Annotated in this window: 16 protein-coding genes; 11 read left to right on the top strand and 5 right to left on the bottom strand. The window is 65.2% G+C overall.

The annotated features are described in order from the left end of the window. Positions 1-9: 9 nt before the first annotated feature. Both QSJ34_RS03975 and QSJ34_RS03970 read right to left on the bottom strand, forming a co-directional pair. Positions 10-1155, bottom strand: a complete 1146-nt coding sequence (locus QSJ34_RS03975; RefSeq protein WP_285570625.1) for a chromate transporter — start codon at positions 1153-1155, stop codon at positions 10-12. After that, positions 1152-2117 carry a chromate resistance protein ChrB domain-containing protein gene (locus tag QSJ34_RS03970; RefSeq protein ID WP_285570623.1) on the bottom strand — a complete coding sequence of 322 codons (966 nt, stop codon included), beginning with the start codon at positions 2115-2117 and terminating at the stop codon, positions 1152-1154. Before QSJ34_RS03970 ends, QSJ34_RS03975 begins: the two co-directional genes overlap by 4 nt. 103 nt (positions 2118-2220) lie before the next feature. Here QSJ34_RS03970 and QSJ34_RS03965 point away from each other — a divergent pair, with 103 nt between their 5' ends. Next, positions 2221-2955, top strand: coding sequence for a superoxide dismutase (locus QSJ34_RS03965; RefSeq protein ID WP_285570621.1), 735 nt, complete (start codon positions 2221-2223; stop codon positions 2953-2955). A 7-nt stretch (positions 2956-2962) separates the two neighbouring features. On the opposite strand, the gene QSJ34_RS03960 is transcribed toward QSJ34_RS03965, so the two are convergent. From QSJ34_RS03960 to QSJ34_RS03950, 3 genes are all read right to left on the bottom strand, one after another. After that, a complete protein-coding gene (locus QSJ34_RS03960; protein ID WP_285570619.1) occupies positions 2963-4492 on the bottom strand; it encodes an MFS transporter in 1530 nt (509 codons plus the stop codon). A 17-nt stretch (positions 4493-4509) separates the two neighbouring features. Next, positions 4510-6036, bottom strand: a complete 1527-nt coding sequence (locus tag QSJ34_RS03955; protein ID WP_285570617.1) for an MFS transporter — start codon at positions 6034-6036, stop codon at positions 4510-4512. Between the two features lie 93 nt (positions 6037-6129). Then, the gene (locus QSJ34_RS03950) at positions 6130-6615 is read right to left on the bottom strand and encodes an RrF2 family transcriptional regulator (RefSeq protein ID WP_285570614.1); all 486 of its coding nucleotides are present in this window, start codon (positions 6613-6615) and stop codon (positions 6130-6132) included. A gap of 360 nt (positions 6616-6975) precedes the next feature. Here QSJ34_RS03950 and QSJ34_RS03945 point away from each other — a divergent pair, with 360 nt between their 5' ends. Genes QSJ34_RS03945 through QSJ34_RS03900 form a run of 10 tightly spaced genes read left to right on the top strand, consistent with a single transcriptional unit; the run spans position 6976 to position 21440 of the window. Then, entirely contained in the window at positions 6976-7785 is an 810-nt protein-coding gene (locus tag QSJ34_RS03945; protein WP_285570611.1) for a c-type cytochrome, read from the top strand. Between the two features lie 16 nt (positions 7786-7801). Continuing rightward, positions 7802-11428, top strand: coding sequence for a nitrate reductase subunit alpha (locus QSJ34_RS03940; RefSeq protein ID WP_285570608.1), 3627 nt, complete (start codon positions 7802-7804; stop codon positions 11426-11428). Between the two features lie 10 nt (positions 11429-11438). Beyond that, entirely contained in the window at positions 11439-12935 is a 1497-nt protein-coding gene (gene narH / locus QSJ34_RS03935) for a nitrate reductase subunit beta (RefSeq protein ID WP_285570605.1), read from the top strand. A gap of 2 nt (positions 12936-12937) precedes the next feature. Beyond that, positions 12938-13564 carry a nitrate reductase molybdenum cofactor assembly chaperone gene (locus tag QSJ34_RS03930; protein ID WP_285570602.1) on the top strand — a complete coding sequence of 209 codons (627 nt, stop codon included), beginning with the start codon at positions 12938-12940 and terminating at the stop codon, positions 13562-13564. Beyond that, positions 13554-14228: a respiratory nitrate reductase subunit gamma gene (gene narI / locus QSJ34_RS03925; protein ID WP_285570600.1), complete on the top strand. Its 675-nt coding sequence runs from the start codon at positions 13554-13556 to the stop codon at positions 14226-14228. The genes QSJ34_RS03930 and narI overlap by 11 nt, the downstream gene beginning before the upstream one ends. After that, entirely contained in the window at positions 14225-14809 is a 585-nt protein-coding gene (locus QSJ34_RS03920; RefSeq protein WP_285570597.1) for a cytochrome c3 family protein, read from the top strand. Before narI ends, QSJ34_RS03920 begins: the two co-directional genes overlap by 4 nt. 9 nt (positions 14810-14818) lie before the next feature. Further along, positions 14819-17731, top strand: coding sequence for a Fe-S-cluster-containing hydrogenase (locus QSJ34_RS03915; RefSeq protein WP_285570595.1), 2913 nt, complete (start codon positions 14819-14821; stop codon positions 17729-17731). Beyond that, positions 17721-19118, top strand: coding sequence for an NrfD/PsrC family molybdoenzyme membrane anchor subunit (gene nrfD / locus QSJ34_RS03910; RefSeq protein WP_285570592.1), 1398 nt, complete (start codon positions 17721-17723; stop codon positions 19116-19118). The genes QSJ34_RS03915 and nrfD overlap by 11 nt, the downstream gene beginning before the upstream one ends. After that, on the top strand, positions 19105-20301 hold the full coding sequence (locus QSJ34_RS03905) for a quinol:electron acceptor oxidoreductase subunit ActD (RefSeq protein ID WP_285570589.1): 1197 nt from the start codon (positions 19105-19107) through the stop codon (positions 20299-20301). Before nrfD ends, QSJ34_RS03905 begins: the two co-directional genes overlap by 14 nt. After that, entirely contained in the window at positions 20298-21440 is a 1143-nt protein-coding gene (locus QSJ34_RS03900; protein ID WP_285570587.1) for a hypothetical protein, read from the top strand. Before QSJ34_RS03905 ends, QSJ34_RS03900 begins: the two co-directional genes overlap by 4 nt. The last annotated feature ends 58 nt before the right edge of the window (positions 21441-21498 follow it).

The raw sequence follows: 21498 nt of genomic DNA, 5'->3' as shown, positions 1-21498 counted from the left end.
GTCGATCCATCAGCCTCGGAAGAGCAAGCTTCCCGACATCGCTGCCGCAAGCACCAGCACGGGTTCGGGAATCTTCGTCTTCCAAACGAGGCCGAGGGTGCCAAGGGCGATGAGGGCCGTGGGCAGGTCGCGGATGGCACCTCGACCCAGCACCACCACCGCCCCGGCGATGGCCCCAGCCGCGCCGGCGGTGATGCCCTGAACCAGGGCCTTGAGGCCGGGCCGCTGGCCGTGGCGTCGCAAAAGCGGGGCCGCGAGGATCACCACCACGAGGACCGGCAGAAACACGCCGAGCGCCGCCGCGACCGCACCCAAGGGGCCCGCCACCAGGTAGCCGATGAAGGCCACGGTGATGACGACGGGGCCCGGTGTGATCATGGCCACGGCCACCGCATCCAGGAACTGCTGCTCGGTGAGCCAATGGAATTCCGTCACCACCGTGCCCCGCAGGAAGGGCACGATGGCGAGCCCGCTGCCGAAGACGAAGAGCCCGGCCTTGGCGAAGAAAAGGAAGATCCCGCCCACGGTGCCCAGGGCGGCGGGGCCGTGCAATCCTGTCATCCAGAAGGGGGGCATCAGGCCAAGGCTGGCCGGGGCATGACGCCAGGGGCGGGTCTTCACGAGCCAGAACAGCAGCCCGCCGCCGATCACCAGCAGCACCCATTCCCGCCCGGTGATGGCCGTGGTCAGGCCCACGACCGCGAAGATCCCCCAGGCCAGGGCATCCCGCTTCTGCGTGGCCTTGGCGAGCTTGAAGGCGCTTCGCGTGATGAGGCCGATGACCGCGGCCCCCACGCCGTAGAACACGGCCTGCATCCAGTGGAGGCCGCCGAACCTCAGGTAGAGCGCCGCGAGGAGCAGCACCATCAGGAAGGAAGGCAGGATGAAGACGAGACCCACCAGGTTGGCCCCGAGGATGCCCGCCCGCACGTAGCCCAGGTAGATGGCGAGCTGGGCCGCCAAGGGGCCGGGCGAAACCTGGGCGAGGGTCAGCCCCTCCTGGTAGTCGGCTTCGCTGATCCAGCCGCGCTGCTCCACCAGGTCGCGGTGCATGGCGCCCGCCAGGGCGATGGGACCCCCGAAACCGAGGGTGCCTAGCCTCAAGAAGTAGGCCAGGAAGGTACCCAGGGGAACCGCTTCCCGATTCGAGCTCATGACGCTGCTTTCTGGAAGGCGGCATAGAATGCGTCCAGCAAGCCCGATCCGGCCTCCAGGCGAGCCTCGTCCTTGGCGTGCAGCAGGGCCACACCCAGGATCGCCCGATCAAAGCCGGCCACTTCGGGTCGCCTGAACCTGGCGTCCTTCAGATCGACGTCGTGGATCAGCTCACCAAGGACGCGCAGGGCCGGATCCTCCAAGCCCAGGCGGTGGAGGATGGTTTCGAAACTGCACCAGTCGCCCTCGTGGGTGAACTCGCCTTCGAACATGTCGAAGCGAAGCTCGTCCTTCCGGATCGGGGCGGTCTTGGGATCCACGAAACGGAACCGCGCCTTGGGATCGATGAAGCGGCGGATGAGCCAGGCCGAGGCGATACGGTCCACATGGACGCCCTTGCGGGTGACCCAGGTGCGCCCCTGAAGCTCCGCGATGTTCCAGGCGGGACCGCCTTTGGCGCCGACCGATTCCGGAGCAAGAAGCCCCTCCAACCGGCCGATCTGGGTGCGCACCTCGGCGGCGCCCCCGGCGGCGAAGAAGTCGATGGCCTGAAGATCCGTGAAGCGCTTCCTCAGTTTGGCAAGCTGGGCTTCGGCCTCTCCTTTGCGGGCTTCGTCGGGTTTCCTGGGAAGCGCTTTCCGAATCGCCTGGAGTTCCTCCTGGAGCGCGGCGTAGTCCTCATCGCGGGCCGCGCGAAAGCGCTCCTTCAGCTCCCCGTCTGAAAGGCCATCGACGAACGCGGCTTCCACCACACTGGCTTCACCGCCCCCCGCCTCGATCTGCTGCACCATCCACTGGAAGTCTTCGCGGGTCCCCTCACTGAGGGGAAGGGCATAGACCGAATTCTTGAGGGCGACGGATCCCAGGCCCTGGAGCTGGCGCCAGACCTTCACGCGGAAATAGGCCGGATGGGGTGGGAGCTGGTGGATCAACAGCAGCCACTGCGCGGGAGTCTCGGCCATGTCCGCCTCAAAGCATATGAATCAATGATAGATACAAATGTATCTTGCACAAGATGGGTCGGGCTCCTACCTTGGGGCTCACCATTCGACCTCGGGGGTTCCCATGGAAGTGACTCGTCGGAAGGCCTTGGAATTGTTGGTGGGCGGTGGTGCTGCGGCGGCCACCCTGGCCTTGGGGGGAGGGGAACTGAAACTCCCGGATCCGCAGGCTTCGTCACCAGCGCCGCCTCCCACCTTGACGCCGAAACCCCTCCCGTTCGCCCCGGCGCGATTGAAGGGCCTCTCGGAAAAGCTCATCGTGTCCCACCACGACAACAATTACGCGGGGGCCGTGAAGAACCTGAACGCCGTACGCGCCGAACTGGCCAAGGCCACGAAAGACGCGCCGGGATTCCTGGTGGGTGGTCTACGCGCCAAAGAGCTGGCCTACGCCAACTCCATGACCTTGCATGAGGCCTACTTCGGCAACCTGGGCGGCGATGGCAAGGCCGATGGCCCGGTTTCCAAGGCCCTGGCGGCCACCTGGGGTTCGCTCGGCGCATGGGAGCAGTCCTTCCGCGCGCTAGGGATGAGCCTGGCTGGTGGCAGCGGCTGGGCCATCCTCGACCTTCACCTGCCCAGCGGCGAGCTGCGCCTATCCTGGGCAGGGGATCACAGCCAGACCCTCGCGGCAGGCCTGCCCCTGCTCGTGATGGACATGTACGAACACGCCTACCAGATGGATTACGGCGCAGCCGCAGCCAAGTACATCGAGGCCTTCTTCCAGAATGTGAACTGGGATGAGGTCAACCATCGCTATGAGCGGGCGCTGAAGGCCCAGGTCGTCCTGAGGGCCTGAACGCTTCCTAGCACTTCACCTCGGCGTTCTTCCGGGCGTAGTAGTACCAGTTCAGGACGAGGCAGAGCACATAGAAGAGGGCGAAACCATAGAGGGCCACCTCCACCTTGCCGGCATCCACCTGGATCTTGAAGATGGCGGGAATGATGAAGGCGCCGTAGGCCGCCGCGGCCGATGTCCAGCCCAACACCGGGCCCGCGAGCTTGGGCTCGAAGATGAAGGGCACCATCTGGAAGGTGGAGCCGTTGCCCAGGCCCGAGGCCACGAAGAGCAGCAGGAAGAGCACGAGGAAGGGCATGAAGTGGACCGCCGGATCCGGCGCGGCCTGGGCCAGCTTGACGAAGTGCGCCACACCCAGGGCGCCGAGGATCATCAGTACGGTGGCCCACTGGGTGACGCGCGAGCCGCGGAACTTGTCCGAGAGCAGGCCGCCGATGGGCCGCACGATGGAACCCACCAGGGGCCCGAGGAAGGCGTAGGCCAGGGGGTTGGGGCTGTGCGGGTTCAGCACGCCCACCGGGAAGCGGCCGAAGACCACCTTGATGAGCAGGGGCAGGGCGGAGCTGAAGCCGATGAAGCTTCCGAAGGTCATGAGGTAGAGCACGGTCATGATCCAGGTGTGCTTCTTGGGGAAGATGGCGAACTGCGCGTCCAGGCCCGTCTTGATCTTGCCCGGCAGGAGCTTCATGAGGCCCAGGCAGACGAGGATCGTGAGCACCAGCACACCCATCTGGAGCATCAGACCGAGCTTGAAACGGAGCAGCAGCATCACGCCCATGGCCGTGGCCGCGAAACCAATGAGGTGCAGGCCGAGGATCTTGAGCAGGGCGAGGCCCGTGGGCTCGCAGTCCTGGCCTTCGCGGTTGTCCATGAAGAACCAGGCCAGCACCGCCAGCACGGCAAGGAAAGGCACCCAGACGAGGGCGCCGTTCTGCACCCAGAGTTGGCGGCCCGCTGCGTTCAGGTGGGGTGCGCCGGCCAGGGCGCCGAACATCGACGCGCCCATGACCGCTGGCACGAGCACCTGCATGATGCTCACGCCCAGGTTGCCGATGCCCGCGTTCAGGCCCAGCGCGAGGCCCGCCAAGCGCTTGGGAAAGAACCCGTTGATATTGGCCATGGATGAAGCGAAGTTGCCGCCGCCGACGCCGCTGAGGGCCGCCAGGATCGCGAAGGTAGCGAAGGGCGTGGCCTTGTCCTGCAGGGCGATGCCCGCGCCCAGGGCCGGAGCCACGAGCAGGGCCGTGGTGAGGGCGATGGTGTTGCGGCCTCCCGCCAGGCCGACGAGGAAGGCGCTGGGGATGCGCAGCGTGGCGCCGCTCAACCCCGCGATGCTGATGAGGGTGAAGAGCTGGGCGGCGGTGAAGGGGAAGCCTGCCTCCTTCATGCGCACCGTCAGCACGCTCCAGAACATCCAGATGCAGAAGGCCGAGAGCAGGGCGGGCACGGAGATCGAAAGGTTCCGCCAGGCAGTGCGGCTGCCGCCGGCAGCCCAGGCCTGGGGATCTTCAGGTTTCCAGTTGGTGAGCTTGGCCATGGATTCTCCTGGGCGGTTCAGGCGGGTTCGACGGCATCATCGGGGGAGATGGCCGGGGCATGGTGTTCGAAACGGGTGAAGAAGGTTTCATTCTGCTCGCGGGTGATGCGCCGCACCACCGTATGAAGCCAGATCAGACAGACGGCGGAAAGGCCCATGAGGAACACCCACATGGTTGTCCACAGCCCCGTGGCGCGCAGCAGGTAGCCGAAGAGGATGGGCCCCGCGAAGCCGCCCAGGCCGCCGATGACGCCGACGATGCCGCCGACCACGCCCACCTCGTCGGGGAAGTAGTCCGGGATGTAGCGGTAGACGGCCGCCTTTCCGATGCCCCAGACGATGCCCACCAGGAAGACGAGGAAGGTGAAGATCCAGACATTGGCCTGGAAAAACACATGGGTGGTGCCCGAAGCCAGCAGTTGTTTCTTCTTCACGCGGTCGCCGACCTTCACCACGGGGCTCTGCCAGAAGCGACTCTGGGGCAGCACGAGCATCTGCTCGTTGCGAAGCTCTGGCTCGGCGGCCTTCGTGCGCAGCGGATAGGTTGTTTCGCCCACGGTGATATGCCCGGGGTGGACTTCAGTGACGACGCCGCCGAACTGAGCGAGCACCGAGGGGCCGGGACTTTCGATGGACATGCGCGGCACCATCAGAGCCGCACAGGCGAAGATGCTGAGGCCGAAGGTCCAGTACATGACCGTGCGGGCGCCGAAGCGGTCCGACATCCAGCCGCCCGCGGCGCGGATGAGGCCCGAGGGCAGGCTGAACAGGGAGGCCAGGAGGCCCGCCATGACGAGGCTCATGCCGTAGACGCCCACGTAGTAGGGGATCAGCCACTGGGCCAGGGCCACGAAGCAACCGAAGACGAGGAAGTAGTAGAGCCCGAAGCGCCACACGCGGACGTTGCGCAGGGGCGTGAGCATCTGTGCGAAGGACTTGCCCTTGGCGCCCTCGGCCTTCTTTTCGTGGGTGAGGAGGAAGAAGGACACGCCCATGACCAGCAGGACCATGGCGTAGATCCGAGGCAGGGTGCGCCAGGCCTCCAGGTTCGCACCACCCGACGTGAGCTTCTTCAAGAGGAGCGGCGCGCCCATGCTGGTGATGGCCGACCCCGCGTTGCCCGCGCCGAAGATGCCCAGGGCCGTGCCCTGGCGCGCCTTGCTGAACCACACACTGGAATAGGCGATGCCCACCGCGAAGGCCGCGCCGGAGAGACCGAAGCCAAGGGAGGCCAGGAGGAAGCCCTGGTAGTCGTGCACGCTGCCCAGCAGCCAGGTGGGCAAGGCGGAAAGGAGCAGGAGGATCGTGTAGACCTTCCGGCCGCCGAAGCGGTCCGTCAGCAGGCCCACGGGCAGGCGCATGATGGAACCCGTGAGCACGGGAATCCCGATGAGCCAGCCGATCTGAGCCGTGTCCCACCGGAACAGGCCGTTCTCCACCAGGAAGGTGACGAGAACCCCGTTGAGCGTCCAGACGGCGAAACAGAACGTGAAGGCCAAGGTGCTCATGGCCAGGGCGGTGACGGCTTGGGATCGTTCGGACATGGGGGCTCCGAGGTTTCAAATCGGAATATTTAATCCTAAATCCAAAGAAAATGGCGGGGTGAAAAAGTGATTCGGATCACGTGATCATCAAACTTACACAGGAGCGGCGAAGGGGCGGTCCGGGTCGTCCGGACGGTGGGACCAATCCTGGGAGGATTGGAGGTCTCGGAGAGAGGTCGTGGCCAGCACCGTGGTCAGGAGGTTCTGAAGGATGTCCCAGGTGGGGCGGATGGGGCACCGGCATCCGTCCTCGCCACCGTGATGGCCCAGAAGGCAGGCCTCGAAGGGTTCGGGCCCTTCCATGGCCACCACGATCTCCTTGAGGGAAATGTGCTCAGGAGCGCGGTTCAGGCGAAATCCACCCGAGGGGCCTCGATGGGATTCCAGGATTCCAGCGTGTCCTAGGGTCTGAAGGATCTTGGCTAGGAAGGGTCCGGGCAGGCCGAGTTCGCGGGCCAGACTCCGCGCCAGGCGGTAGGTGCCATCATGCGGCATCCGCACCAGGGCTTGCAGCGCGTAACGGGTGGGCGCGTGGAAGAGGCTACGCGATGGGGGCAGGCCGGGATCGGAATGATGCATAGACCTTCCATGTCATTATTAAAGAATTATTAATCTGAATATAATTGCGACTGCACGAAGCACAATGCCCGATTTTTCTCATTTTTTTGAAATTCGCCTTCTGAGGGGGCGGGCTGATGTTCGCCAGCCAGGGGTCTGCCGGCTCGTGACTTTAGGAGAGCTTCGAAGGCGACACGGGTTATTAATATTTGTTAACTACAATTAAAACAATAAATAAACAAAACAAATCACATCTGTTTATTTTCGACAATACCCCTTGCGCAATGGGGAGATCGAGCTCCATACTTTTGAAAATATTTCCGAATCATTCATCTTAAATATGTCCGCCCCAGACGCGGACCGCTCCGTCGAGGAGGTGCCGTGTTTCCCAAGCCCGCGCCACGACTGGTATTGCTGGCCACTCTGCTCCTCCCATGGTCCCAGCCGCTGGGCGCCCAGGATGCAGAATCCCAGTTCCGGAAGAGCTGCATGAGCTGCCACACCATCGGCGCCGGCCGGAAGGTGGGTCCCGATTTGAAGGGGCTCGGCCAGCGCCGCCCCCACGATTGGTCCTCCCGATTCATCCAGATGCCATCGGCCCAACTGGATGGCGGCGATGCGACGGCTGCGGCCCTGCTTCGCGAATTCAACGGCACGCGGATGCCCGACCTCGGCGTGACCGCCGCCGAATCCCTGGCCTTGTTGAAGCTCATCGACGACTACACGGCCTCGGGCAAGACCCTGGGCACCGCAGCCATCGCCCGGCAGGCCACGCCCGAGGATATCCGCCAGGGCCAGCGGCTCTTCCTCGGGCTTTCGCGTTTCAAGTCGGGGGCGCCCGCCTGCCTCTCCTGCCACAGCGCCCAGGGCCTCGGCGGATTCGGCGGCGGCCGCCTGGGCCCGGACCTCACGGGGGCTTCAGGAAAACTCGGCGTGGGCCTGGTTTCGGCCATCGAGAATCCCGCATTCCCGACCATGCAGGGCGTCTTCCAAAAGACCCCGCTCACGGGCGAGGAAGCCTTCGCCGTGGGGGCGTTCCTGAAGAGCATCGCCTCCCAGCCTCCGGCGCGCACCGACATGGCCTTCCCCGTCCTCGGCATCGTCGGATTGGTTTCGGGGATGCTGCTGGCGGGCCGCCTGGGCCGCAAGCGCTTCCGCGGCCTGCGCCGCAACCTCAAGCCCCGCCGTTGATCCCGAAGGAACTCACATGACCGAGCGCAAGCAGAGCCACTGGATCACCGATATCGTCGATCCCGAAACCCGCTCCTGGGAGGAGTTCTACCGGAACCGCTGGGCCCACGACAAGGTCGTGCGCAGCACCCACGGCGTGAACTGCACGGGCAGCTGCGGCTGGAACATCTACGTGAAGGAAGGCATCGTCACCTGGGAAATGCAGGTGACCGACTATCCGATGCTGGATGAGAAGGTACCGCCCTACGAACCCCGAGGTTGCCAGCGCGGCATCAGCTTCAGCTGGTACCTTTACAGCCCGCTGCGGGTGAAGTTCCCCTACCTGCGGGGCGCCCTCATGGATCTCTGGGAAGAGGCCAAGGGCAAGCACCAGGACCCCGTGGCGGCCTGGGCCAGCATCCAGAATGATCCCGACAAGCGGGCCCGCTACCAGCGCGCCCGGGGCAAGGGAGGCTTCCGCCGCGCTTCCTGGGAGCAGGCGGCCGAACTCATCGCCGCGGCCAACATCCACACCATCAAGACCCATGGTCCCGATCGCATCGCGGGCTTCAGTCCGATCCCGGCCATGTCCATGCTGAGCTACGCCGCGGGTTCGCGCTTCATCCAGCTCATGGGCGGCACCAACCTCAGCTTCTACGACTGGTACTGCGACCTGCCGCCCAGCAGCCCCGAGATGTGGGGCGAGCAGACGGACGTGCAGGAAAGCGCCGACTGGTACAACGCGAAGTTCCTGGCCGTCATGGGCTCGAATCTGAACATGACCCGCACGCCGGACTGCCACTTCGCCGCCGAAAGCCGCCACAACGGCACGAAGATGGTGGTGTTCAGCCCCGACTTCAACCAAGTGGCCAAGTACGCCGACGAGTGGATGCCCGTGCACCAGGGCCAGGACGGCGCCTTCTGGATGGCCGTGAACCACGTCATCCTCACCGAGTTCCACCATCAGAAGCAGGTGCCCTTCTTCCTGGACTACCAGAAGACCTACACGGACGGTCCCTTCCTGGTGGAACTGACGGAAACGAACGGCGGATACCGTCCGGGCCAGTTGCTGCGAGCGGGACGCCTTGCGAAGTACGCGAACGAGGAACACGGCGAGTGGAAGTTCCTCATGTGGGACGAGGGCAGCCAGACGCCGAAGATGCCCAAGGGCTCCGTGGGTCACCGCTGGGGCACCAAGCAGGGGGAGTGGAACCTGCTGCTGCAGGATGGCAAGGACGACAGCCCCATCGCCCCTTCGCTGACTTTTTTGGGTCAGGGATCCGAGCAGGTTCAGTTCGATGATTTCGCCGATGGGAAAACGTTCCTGCGCGGTGTGCCCGTGCGACGCGTCGCGCTGGCCGATGGCGGCACGGCCCTCGTCACCACCGTCTACGACCTGCTCATGGCCCAATTCGGCGTGGAACGCGGTCTGGGCGGCGCCTATCCAAAGGATTACAACGACGGGGCGGCCGTCTACACACCGGCCTGGCAGGAGCGCATCACGGGCCTGTCGCGCGAGAACGTCCTGCGTTTCGCCCGCGAATGGGCTCGCACGGCCGAACTCACCAAGGGCAAGTGCACCGTCATCATCGGCGCGGGCATCAACCATTGGTACCACAACAACCTCATCTACCGCGCCGCGCAGCACGCCTTGGTCTTCTGCGGCTGCATCGGCACCAACGGCGGCGGCCTCGCCCACTATGTGGGACAGGAGAAGCTGGCGCCCGTGGCGTCCTGGTCGGCCATCGCCATGGCCCGGGACTGGATCCCCGTGAACCGCCTTCAGAACGGCCCCAGCTGGCACTACGTCAACTCGGACCAGTGGCGCTACGAGAAGGAGTTCAAGGCCTACAACACGGTGCCGGACGGCAGCGAGCTGGTGGAAGGCCACTGCATGAACATGCAGACCCGGGCCGTTCGCAGCGGCTGGTTGCCCTTCTACCCGCAGTACAACGAAAGTCCCATGTCCGTGGTGGCCGATGCCCGGAAGGCCGGCGCCAAGGACGAGGCGGCCATCATCGCCAGCACGGTTTCCCGCCTGAAGAAGAAGGATCTCCGCTTCTCCGTGGAGGATCCCGACGCCCAGGAAAACTGGCCACGCGTCTGGTTCATCTGGCGGGGCAACGCCATCGGCACGTCGGCCAAGGGTCACGAGTTCTTCCTCAAGCATTACCTTGGCACCCACAGCAACGCCATTGCCGAAGAGGTGGCTGAAGGCACCTGCAAGGACGTGACCTGGCGCCCCACGGTGACCGGGAAGATGGACTTGGTCGTCGACATCAACTTCCGCATGGACACTTCGGCGCTCTACAGCGACATCGTGCTGCCCACGGCCACCTGGTACGAAAAGACGGATCTGAATTCCACGGACATGCACAGCTTCATCAACCCGCTGTCCGCGGCCGTGCCGCCCTGTTGGGAATCTCGCAGCGACTGGGACATCTTCAAATACATGGCCAAGGTGGTGAGCGACCTGGCCGCCAAGCACCTGCCCGATCCCATCGAGGATCTGGTGTCTTCGCCGCTGTCCCATGATTCACCGGCGGAGATCGCCCAGCCCCACATCAAGGATTGGATGGCCGGCGAGTGCGAAGCCATTCCCGGTAAAACGATGCCGGGCCTGAAGCTGGTGACCCGGGACTACAAGACCGTCTACGAGAAGTTCATTTCGCTTGGGCCCATGGTGCGCGAGCAAGGCCTCGGCGCCCACGGCGTGAAATATCCCATCGCCGACATCTACGACGACATGCTGAACACCCACCCCACGGTGGTGGTGGAAGGCCAGGCCCGCCCCAGCCTGGAAGAGGATGTCCATGCCGCCAACGTGCTCCTGCACCTGGCGCCCGAATGCAACGGCGAACTGGCCTACCGGGCCTACCAGTTCATGGAGGGGCGCACGGGCCTGCCCCTCAAGGACCTGGCTGAGCCCTACCGTGGCATCAAGCGCACCTACAAGGATCTGCTCTCCCAGCCCCGCCGCGTCATCAACAGCCCCTGCTGGTCGGGGCTCGTGGATGAGAAGCGGCCCTATTCGGCCTTCACCTACAACGTCGAGCGCATGGTGCCCTGGCGCACCCTCACGGGCCGCCAGCACTGCTACCTGGATCATGAGGGGTACCTGGCCTTCGGCGAGCACCTGCCAACCTACAAACCCACGCCGCCGGCCCAGATCCTCGGCGACCTCCGCTGCTCCAAGCGGGAAGGGAAGACGCTCCTGCTCAACTTCCTCACGCCGCACGGCAAGTGGCACATCCACTCCACCTACGGCGACACGGAGCGCATGACCACGCTGTCCCGCGGCATGGATCCCCTGTGGCTCAGCGAGGAGGATGCCGCCTCCATCGGCCTCAAGGACAACGACTGGGTGGAGGTCCATAACGACAACGGCGTGGTGGTGGTGCGCTGCTGCGTGAGCGCCCGGATCCCCAAGGGCGCCTGCATCCAATACCACGCCACCGAGCGCACCTACGGCGTGCCCAAGTCACCCCTACGCGGCATGAAGCGGGGTGGCATGAACAACAGCCTCACCCGGACGCGGCTAAAACCAAACCTGATGGTCGGCGGCTACGGGCAGTTCACCTACCACTTCAACTACTGGGGACCCACCGGCGTGAACCGCGAAACGGTGGTCTACGTCCGCAAGCTCGGCCAGCTGGTCTGGTAGGAGGACCGACATGGATATCCGCTCTCAAGTGGCGATGGTGTTCCACCTGGACAAGTGCATCGGCTGCCATACCTGCTCCATCGCCTGCAAGAACGTGTGGACCGACCGCAAGGGCGCCGACTACATGTGGTGGAACAACGTGGAGACCAAGCCTGGAACAGGCTATCCCACCCAGTGGGAAAACCAGGAGGAATACAAAGGCGGCTGGGTGGTGAAGGACGGCAAGCTCCAGCTGCGCCTCACGGCCAAGGGCAAGTTCCTCCAGAAGATCTTCCACCAGCCTTCCATGCCCACCATGGACGAGTACTACGAGCCCTGGACCTACCGCTACGAAGACCTCTTCACGGGCCCCGAACAAGACGATCAGCCCACGGCCATCCCTATCAGCAAGGTCACAGGGGAGTACATCGACATCGAGGCCGGTCCGAACTGGGACGACGATCTGGGCGGTTCCACTCTCTACGCCCGCAACGACGTGAACCTGTCGGCGCTCAGCGAAGAACAACGGCTCCAGCTGCTCTCCATCGAGACGCTGGTGATGTTCTACCTGCCGCGCATCTGCAACCACTGCGCGAATCCGGCCTGTGTGGCCGCCTGCCCCAGCGGGGCCCTCTACAAGCGGGGGGAGGATGGCATCGTCCTCGTGAACCAGAAGGTCTGCCGTGGCTGGCGCTACTGCGTGAGTGCCTGCCCCTACAAGAAGGTCTTCTACAACTGGAGCACCGGCAAATCCGAGAAGTGCCTGCTCTGCTACCCCCGTGTGGAAACGGGCCAGGCCCCCGCCTGCTTCCACTCCTGCGTGGGTCGCATCCGCTACATGGGCGTCCTGCTCTACGATGCCGACAAGATCCAGGCCGCCGGCCTCAGGCCCGATGCGGAGCTGGTGACGGCTCACCGCGATCTCCTGGCCGATCCCAACGATCCGGCTGTCATTGAATCGGCCCGCAGGAACGGCGTCAGCGAACAGACTCTGCAGGCCGCCCGGAAGAGCCCGGTCTACCAGTTCGTGAAGGCCTGGGGCCTGGCCCTGGCGCCCCATCCCGAGTACCGCACTTTCCCCAGCCTCTTCTACGTGCCGGCCCTCGGGCCCGTCACCTACTCCATGGAGAACGGCGTGGCCCTCAATCCCACCTCCGTGGACGAGATCTTCGCGCCCCTGGACCAGGCCCGCCTGCCCATGGCCTACCTGGCCAACCTCTTCGGGGCAGGGCAGGAGGCACCGGTGCGCTACGCCATGAAGAAGATGCTGGCCATTCGCACATGGAAGCGCGCCCAAACCGTGGGCGACGTGGACATGAAGCTGGCTCTGGCAGGTCTGCGCGAGGCCGATTGCGATCCCGTGCAGGCCGAAGCAATCTACCGCATCACCAGTCTCTGCACCTTCGAGGAGCGCTTCGTCATTCCGCCTTCGCATCGCGAGCAGGCGGTGGAGGTGCTCACCAATCCGTTGGAGCGCAAGGGCGCTTCAGGGTTCGGCTTCCGCGAAGCGCCTCAGAGGGGGATGTGATCATGAAGGTACCTGTCCACCTTATTCCCCCCATCAGCCAGCTGCTCCGCTATCCCGGAGAATGCACCTCAGAACTGGCCGCCTCCCTCGCCGACGCGGCCATGGCCACCGGACATCCCTGCCAGGAACACCTGGAGGCCTTCGCCCTCACGGTCAAGGATCTCGACCTGCGGGAACTGCAGGAACTGTTCACCCGCAGTTTCGATCTCAATCCTGATTGCAGTCTGGATGCGGGCTGGCACTTGTTCGGCGAGACGTACCAGCGGGGCCAGTTCATGGCCATGATGCGCCATCACCTCCACGAGCACGGCATCGAAGAAGGCAAGAACCTGCCGGACCACCTCCCGAACTTGCTGGACCTGGGCATGAGGCTGGAACGCCAGGACGCCATGGATCTTGTGGACGATTGCATCCTGCCCACGGTGGAGAAGGTCCTGCCCGCCCTTAAAGACAGCCCCTACGTCCATGTGCTCCATGCGCTCTTCCTGATTTTCACCGTGGATCGAATGCCCTCCGAGGGGGACCGCCCGGACCATGCGGCCCTCTGCGTCCCCCCCGGACCCCCCCACGCCCGGCCCGGGCAAAGCCCGGACCAGTCGTCCCCTGCGGAGGCGGCCTGTGCTGAATAATTTCCTCTTCGTGGGATTCCCCTATGTGGCCCTCGCGCTGGCCATCGTGGTGAGCATCCTCCGCTTCACCTGGCGGCCCTTCAGCTATTCGAGCCTGTCGAGCCAGTTCCTGGAGTCGGAGAACCTCTTCTGGGGCTCGGGCCTATGGCACTGGGGCATCCTCTGGGTGCTCTCCGGGCATCTCTTCGCCTTCTTCCTGCCCGAGGCGATCATCGCCTGGAACGCCCGCCCCCTGAGGCTCTACCTGCTGGAAATCACGGGCCTGTCCATGGCCCTGCTGGCCCTGGTGGGCGTGGTGGCCCTGATCATCCGAAGGTTCGCGGACCGCCGCGTGAAGGTGGTGACGAGCACCCTAGACCTCGTGCTCCTGGCCGTACTGCTCTTCCAGGTGGCCAGCGGCATCGACGTGGCCATCCGCTTCCGCTGGGGCAGCTCCTGGTTCTCCACCAATGCCGCGCCCTACCTGTGGAGCCTGGTCAAGCTGGCGCCCCGGCCCGAATTCATCGTGCCGCTGCCCTGGATGGTGAAGGTCCACTTCCTCAGCGGGTTCACCGTGATCCTCCTGCTGCCCTTCACGCGCCTGGTCCACTTCCTGGTGGTTCCGGTCTTCTACTACTGGCGGCGGCCCCAGGTGGTGATCTGGAACCGAAAGGGACTGCGATGAGACTGAGGACGGTGGCCATCACGGGCTGTGTGGCCTTCGGCGCCTCGCTCATGATCTTCGCCTTGAGCCTGGACACCCGCCTGCTGGGGGATCAGAGCGGCTACAAGCCCATCCAGCCCATCGCCTATTCCCACGCCCTGCACGCAGGCGAGCTGAAGATCGATTGCCAATTCTGCCACTCGGCTGCGGAAACGAGCCGCCATGCGGGCATCCCCCCGCTCAGCACGTGCATGAAATGCCACGAGTCCGTGCTCAACAAGGCCGGCACGCCCGCCGGGAAGTCGAATCCCAGTCCCGACATCCAGAAGCTCCGTGAAGCCTACGTCAGCGGGCGCGGGATCCAATGGGTTCGCATCCACCGCCTGCCCGCCCATGTCACCTTCCCGCACAGCCGCCACGTCCGATCCGGGGTGGCCTGCCAATCCTGCCATGGCGAGATCCAGGGCGAGGAGCGGGTAGAGCAGTTCATGGCCCTGGCCATGGGTGAATGCCTGGCCTGCCATCGCCTCGAAAACCAGAAACAGCTGTTGGCCGGCAAGCCCGCCCAGGCCCCGACTGATTGCGCCGCCTGCCATCACTGAGGAGACCCCATGAAGACCTGGAAAAGCCTCGGTGAGCGACGCGGAACGGTGCGCGCCAGGAAGGCCGAATTCGAGGATGAACTGCCCGTGGGAGAGAGCGTCCGGCAGATCAGCCGCCGGGACTTCTTCCGTTTTTCAGGCCTCAGTTTTGCTGCAGGCCTGGCCCTCGGCTGCAAGAGCAAGGTGGTCGAAAGGGCCATGCCCTACCTCAACGCCCGGGAGGGCCTGACACCCGGCGTCGCGCAGTGGTACGCCACCGTGTGCGGAGGCTGCAGCGCCGGGTGCGGCGTGCTGGCCAAGAGCCGCGACGGGCGCCCCGTGAAGCTGGAGGGGAATCCGGATCATCCTCTGAACCGCGGCGGCCTGTGCGCCATGGGCCAGGTGCAGACCCGGGGCCTCTACGATGAGTCCCGTCTGCGCGGCCCGCGCATCGAAGGCGGGGATGTGGACTGGACGAAGCTGGATGCCGATCTCGCGGATCGCTTCGCCGCGCTGCGGACCTCCGGCGGCGCCGTCCGTGTGCTGTCCGGAACCCTCACCAGTCCTACGCTGAAGGCGGCCGTACTGGCCTTCCTAGGCACCTTCAAGGATGGCCGCCTCGTCCAGGCCGACGCCCTCGGTTGCGCCGCCCTGGCCGCCGCCTACGAGCGGACCCACGGCCAGCGGCTGGTCCCGCACTACCGGCTGGAGGAGGCGGACCTCATCGTGGGTGTCGAGGCGGATTTCCTCGGCACCTGGCTGGACCCCGTGGGCTTCACCCGTGCCTACGCGGAACGCCGCGGTCCCGACCGGCCCAAGGCCATGTCGAAGCACATCCAGGTGGAAAGCGGGATGTCGCTCACGGGCAGCAATGCGGATGAGCGGGTTCGCCTGGCGCCCTCCGAAGCGATCATCTTCCTGGAACACCTGGCCCATCACGCCGATCTTGATGGGCCGGTCGGCGTCCTGCCTGCCGCCCTGAAGGCCAAGGCGGAGGCCGTCGCCCATGCCCTCCTGCGCCACCGCGGTCACGGCCTGCTCCTTTGCGGCCTCAATGACCCTCGGGCACAGGAACTCTGCGCACGGATCAACCATGCCCTCGGCCATGAGGGCGTCACGGTGGATCTGGCCCATCCCAGCCTGCAGAAGCAGGGCGATGACCGGGATCTTGAATCGCTGATCCGAGACATGGCCGCAGGCAAGATCGGGGCTTTGATCCTCCTGGGGACCAATCCCCTCTACGACCAGACACCCGCCTTCGCGGCCGCCTTCGAAAAGGTGCCGTTGCGCATCTCCATGGCCCTCACGGAGGACGAAAGCGCCGCCCGCTGTACCCACCTCGCCCCTGACCATCATTGGCTGGAGACTTGGCGCGATTCGGAGGCGGTGGCGGGAACATTCGCCCTGGCGCAGCCCCTGATCAACCCGCTCTTCAACACTCGCGACGCCGTTGAAAGCCTCGGTGCCTGGTCGGGCCACCCCACCCAGGCCCTCGCGGCCCTGCGCGAGCATTGGAAGACCGCGGTGTTTCTGCGTCAGAAGGGGGTCGCTGATTTCGATGCATTCTGGAACGGGGCTCTGCAGAAGGGCGTCGCGCAGATAGAAACCGGAAACGCGCCCAGCTACCGGGCAGGCCGCGTGGAGGGCGCCTCGAGGCCCGCCCACCAGGGTGGTTACGAACTGCTGCTCTACGCCAAGGTGGGCCTGGGAGATGGCCGCCACGCCCACATCCCCTTCCTCCAGGAGCTGCCCGACCCCATCACCAAGGCCACCTGGGACAACTACGCGCAGGTCTCGCCCGCCGCCGCGGCCAGGCTGGGCCTGGAACAGGGCGATCTGCTGAGGCTGCGCCCGGAAGGGCATGCCCTGGAGCTGGAACTGCCGGTCCTCGTTCAGCCGGGCCTGGACGACCGCACCGTCGCGGTGGCGCTGGGATACGGCCGCACCGCGGGGGGCAAGGCCGGACTTCACGTGGGGAAGAACGCCTACCCATGGCGGTCCTTCACGGCGGGATTCCTGGCGGCCGAGGCGGCGCCCCTCCAGGTGCGACGCGGTTCGGGACGCGTGGAACTGGCCTGCACGCAGGACCACCACAGCCTCGAAGGCCGGGAGCTGGTGCGGGAAATGGCCCTGGCCCCCTACCTGCGCGATCCGGCCTCCGCGCGGCCCCACGAGCACGTGGGGCCATCGGTCTATGGCGAGCATCCACACGGCGCCCACCGCTGGGCCATGGTCATCGACCTGAGCGCCTGCACGGGCTGTTCCGGCTGTGTGGTGGGCTGCCAGATGGAGAACAACATCCCCGTGGTCGGCCGCGATGAGGTGGCCCGCAAGCGGGAAATGCACTGGCTGCGCATCGACCGCTACTACACGGGTTCAGAGGCCGAACCCGGCGTTGTGCACCAGCCCATGATGTGCCAGCAGTGCGACCAGGCCCCCTGCGAGAACGTGTGCCCCGTGCTGGCCACCGTGCACAGCGAGGAGGGCCTCAACCAGCAGGTCTACAACCGCTGCGTGGGCACCCGCTACTGCGCCAACAACTGCCCCTACAAGGTGCGCCGCTTCAACTGGTGGGAGTATCCCCATGCCAGTGAACTGGAACGGCTGGGTCTGAACCCTGATGTCACGGTGCGCAGCCGCGGGGTCATGGAGAAGTGCTCCTTCTGCGTCCAGCGCCTCATGGCCGCCAAGATCACGGCCAAGAATGAAGGGCGCGAGTTGAAAGACGGTGAGGCGCTGCCGGCCTGCATGCAGAGCTGCCCCGCGCAGGCCATCGTCTTCGGCGATGTGCAGGATCCTGACAGCCGCATCAGCCAAGTCCTGCGCGATCCCAAGCGCTTCGTGGTGCTGGGCGACCTGGGCATCGGACCGGCCGTGAGCTACCTGACAAAGATACGCAATGTCGAGGGCGAACCCAATCAGAGAGGTCACCATGGCGCATGATGCGGATGTGCTGACGGGGGCCGCCCTGTCCGGAAATCCGGAACAGTACGGCCACAACCTCCCCCTCATCGATGGGAACAAGAGCTACAGCCAGGTCACCGCGGAGGTTTTCGCCCCTACGGAACGACGACCCCCCGCGCTCTGGTGGATCGCCATCGCCATCACCTTCTCCATGCTCAGCCTGGGTGCCTGGGCGGTGTTCCAGACCCTCACCCGGGGCATCGGCACCTGGGGCCTCAATCGGACGGTGGGCTGGGCCTTCGACATCACGAACTTCGTGTTCTGGGTGGGCATCGGCCATGCAGGCACCTTGATTTCCGCCATCCTCTTCCTCTTCCGCCAACGCTGGCGCACCTCCATCAACCGCGCCGCCGAAGCCATGACGCTCTTCGCGGTCATGTGCGCGGGGACCTTCCCGATCATCCACATGGGCCGGCCCTGGCTGGCCTTCTGGGCCACGCCCTATCCCAATTCCCGCGGCCCCCTTTGGGTGAACTTCAAGAGCCCGCTGCTCTGGGACGTGATGGCGATCTCGACCTACTTCATCATCTCGCTCACCTTCTGGTACATCGGCCTGATCCCCGACCTGGCCACCCAGCGGGACCGCGCCAAGACGAAGCTCAAACGGACAGTCCTCAGCATCTTCTCCCTGGGGTGGAACGGATCCAACCGCACGTGGAGCCGCTACGAAACGGTCTACATGCTGCTGGCGGGCCTGAGCACACCGCTGGTGGTCTCCGTGCACACCATCGTGTCCATGGATTTCGCGACGTCGGTCATTCCCGGATGGCACGCCACGATCTTCCCGCCCTACTTCGTGGCGGGGGCCGTCTTCAGCGGCTTCGCCATGGTGCTCACCCTCATGATCATCGCCCGCAAGGTGATGAACCTGGAGGAGTACATCACCACCCGCCATCTGGAAGCCATGACCAAGGTGGTCCTCGCCACGGGCATGATCGTGGGCCTGGCCTACGCCACCGAATTCTTCACGGCCTGGTACAGCGGCAACCCCTATGAGCGCTACGTGTTTCTCAACCGCGCGCTGGGACCCTTTGCCTGGGCCTACTGGATGATGGTGGGCTGCAACGTGCTCAGCCCCCAGTTCTTCTGGTTCAGGAAGGTGCGCACCACCCCGTGGATGATCTTCATCCTCAGCATCTTCGTGAACATCGGCATGTGGTTCGAGCGCTTCGTCATCATCGTGACGAGCCTGCACCGGGACTACCTGCCATCCAGCTGGGCCATGTACCGGCCCACCTTCATCGAAGTGGCCATCTTCATCGGCAGCTTTGGGCTCTTCTTCACCCTGTTCCTCATCTTCACGCGGGTGCTGCCCATGATTGCGGCCAGCGAAGTGAAAGGAGTGCTGAAGAATGCCGAACACTGAGCACCTCCGCCGCAGCCGCTTCCGCGCCTCCTTCGCCGATCCGGATCGCCTGCTCTTTGCGGTCAAGCATCTGCGGGCCGCGGGGCACACCGTGCTGGACACCTACTCGCCCTTTCCCGTGCACGGCATGGATGAGGCCCTGGGAGTGCGTCCCTCGCGTCTTCCCCGTGCTTGTCTGGCTTTTGCGGCCCTGGGCCTCACCCTCGCCTTTGGTTTCCAGATCTGGAGTTCCGCCGTCGACTACCCATTGCGCATGGGCGGCAAGCCCCTCATCGCGCTGCCGGCCTTCATCCCCGTGGCCTTCGAACTGACGGTGCTCCTGGCGGGCCTGGGCGTGGTGGCCAGCTTCTTCGCGGTGGCGCGCATGTGGCCCCGCCTGCATGTGTCCGACCTGCATCCGGGGGCCAACGACGATCGCTTCATCCTTGCGGCCGAACTGGCCATGGACACGCAGTTCTCTGCGGTGGCCGCCGATTTGGATGCGCTCGGAGCCGTGGAAATGTCCCTGCTGGTGGAGGACCGCCTGGTGAAAGGCGCCTCTTTCTGGGATCGGCCCGCCGGGGCAGGGGCCCTCATCCTGGCCTGCCTGCCGGCCTTCCTCCTGGTGGCCTCGGTTCCGCTGTTCAACCGCGACTTCCAGAAGCGCAACCTTGCCTGGGACGGGGGCATGGGGGCTCCGGTATCGGCCCAGGCCTTTGATGCCAGCGCCGTGCTGCGAGGCGGTCTGGTGCTGCAGGCGCCGCCGCCTGGAACCCTCTCGAGGAGTGGGGCCGCCCCCCTGGCATTCGCGCCAGGCAAAACCGAAGCCGAGCGGGCGGGACGCGAACTCATCAACCCCTACCAGCCCACCCAGGCCCGCTTCAACCGGGGGAAGGCCATGTTCGAGCGCGTCTGCGCCACCTGCCACGGCCGCGAAGGGGACAACAACGGAAGCGTGGTCGTCAACCGCGGCGCCTTTGCGCCGACGGTGCTCGTGTCGCCGCTGGTCCGGGACATGCCCGACGGGCGCCTCTTCCACATCGCGACCTACGGCGGGCCGATGAAAATGAAGGGGTATGGCGATCTGCTCAGCCGCGAGGACCGCTGGTTGGTGGTGCTCTACATCCGGGAGCTGCAGAAGGCCGCCGCCAGGCCAACTTCCGCCCCTGCGGTGACGCCCCTTCCTGGAGGAGTCCAGCCATGAGCCCATCTTCCACGGTTCCTGTCCGGGATCTGACCAAGACCGGCATTCCCACCCTGGCTGACATCGGCGACCGGCTGCAGGGCGGCGCCTGGACCTTCGTGATCCTAGGCGGCCTGCTGCTCGCGCTCGGCCTGGTGCTCCAGGCGGAACGTGGCTGGGCGAACCTGCTGCTGACCGCCTTCAACCTGGCCTGCGTGGGGCTCGGCGGGCTCTTCCTCCTCGCCATCCAGTCCATCACAGGGGCGCGATGGAGCGATCCCATCCTCAAGGCCCACCGCGCGATGCCGGCCCTGCTGCCCGTGGCCGGTGTCCTCATGCTGTTGCTGGCCTACGGTGCCGCGGTGCTCTATCCCTGGGCGAGGCCGGGCGCGGACCTGGATCCGGTGCTGCACGGGCGGCTCGCTTGGCTGAACACGCCATTCTTCTTCGGTCGGGTGATCCTGATCTTTGCCGCCTGGATCTGGGCGGGGCGACGGCTGGCGCGACAGGGCAGGGGGGCGGCGGCCTTCATCCTGATCTTCGCCCTCACCTTCTGCTTGGCGAACTTCGATTGGCTGATGTCCCTCGAGCCCATCTGGTCGAGTACCATCTTCGCGATCTACGGGTTTTCCGGCATGTTCCTCCAGGGCATCGCCATCGTCACCATCAGCGCCATCGTGCTGCGCCGCGTGGGGCTCATTCCCGCCGTATCCAAGGCCCAGAACCATGACCTGGGCAAGCTCCTCTTCGCCTTCAGCAGCTTCTGGGCCTACATCTTCCTCAGCCAGTTCCTGCTCATCTGGTACGCGAACCTCCCCGAGGAAACGGGCCCCCTGCGCCTGCTGCTGCAGGCGCCCTGGGTGCCCCTCTTCTACCTGAACCTGCTGCTGAATTTCGGCCTGCCCTTCGTCCTGTTGCTCCAGCGGAAGGCGAAGACGAGCGAAACGGTGCTGCTGGCGACCTGCGCCATCCTGTTGGTGGGGCGCTGGCTGGATCTCTACCTTCAGATCATGCCGCCGGTCCTGCGCGGAGCCGCGCCGGCCTTCGGCTTGCCCGAGCTGGGCGGCATCCTCCTCCAACTGGGCGCTGGCCACCTGGCCTGCTGGCCCGTGTTCATGAAGGACGTGAACCCCAGCCAGGAACTGCCGCAGGCTGACTAAGGCTCGGATCGGAAGCCCGCGAACCCGCGGATCCTGGAACCATTCTTCTTATCACCGT

Origin of the sequence: Geothrix limicola, from assembly GCF_030268085.1 — a bacterium.
Classification (GTDB): domain Bacteria; phylum Acidobacteriota; class Holophagae; order Holophagales; family Holophagaceae; genus Geothrix; species Geothrix limicola.
The sequence above is the reverse complement of the archived record's forward strand: the minus strand, read 5'-3'. Positions and strand labels throughout refer to the sequence as shown.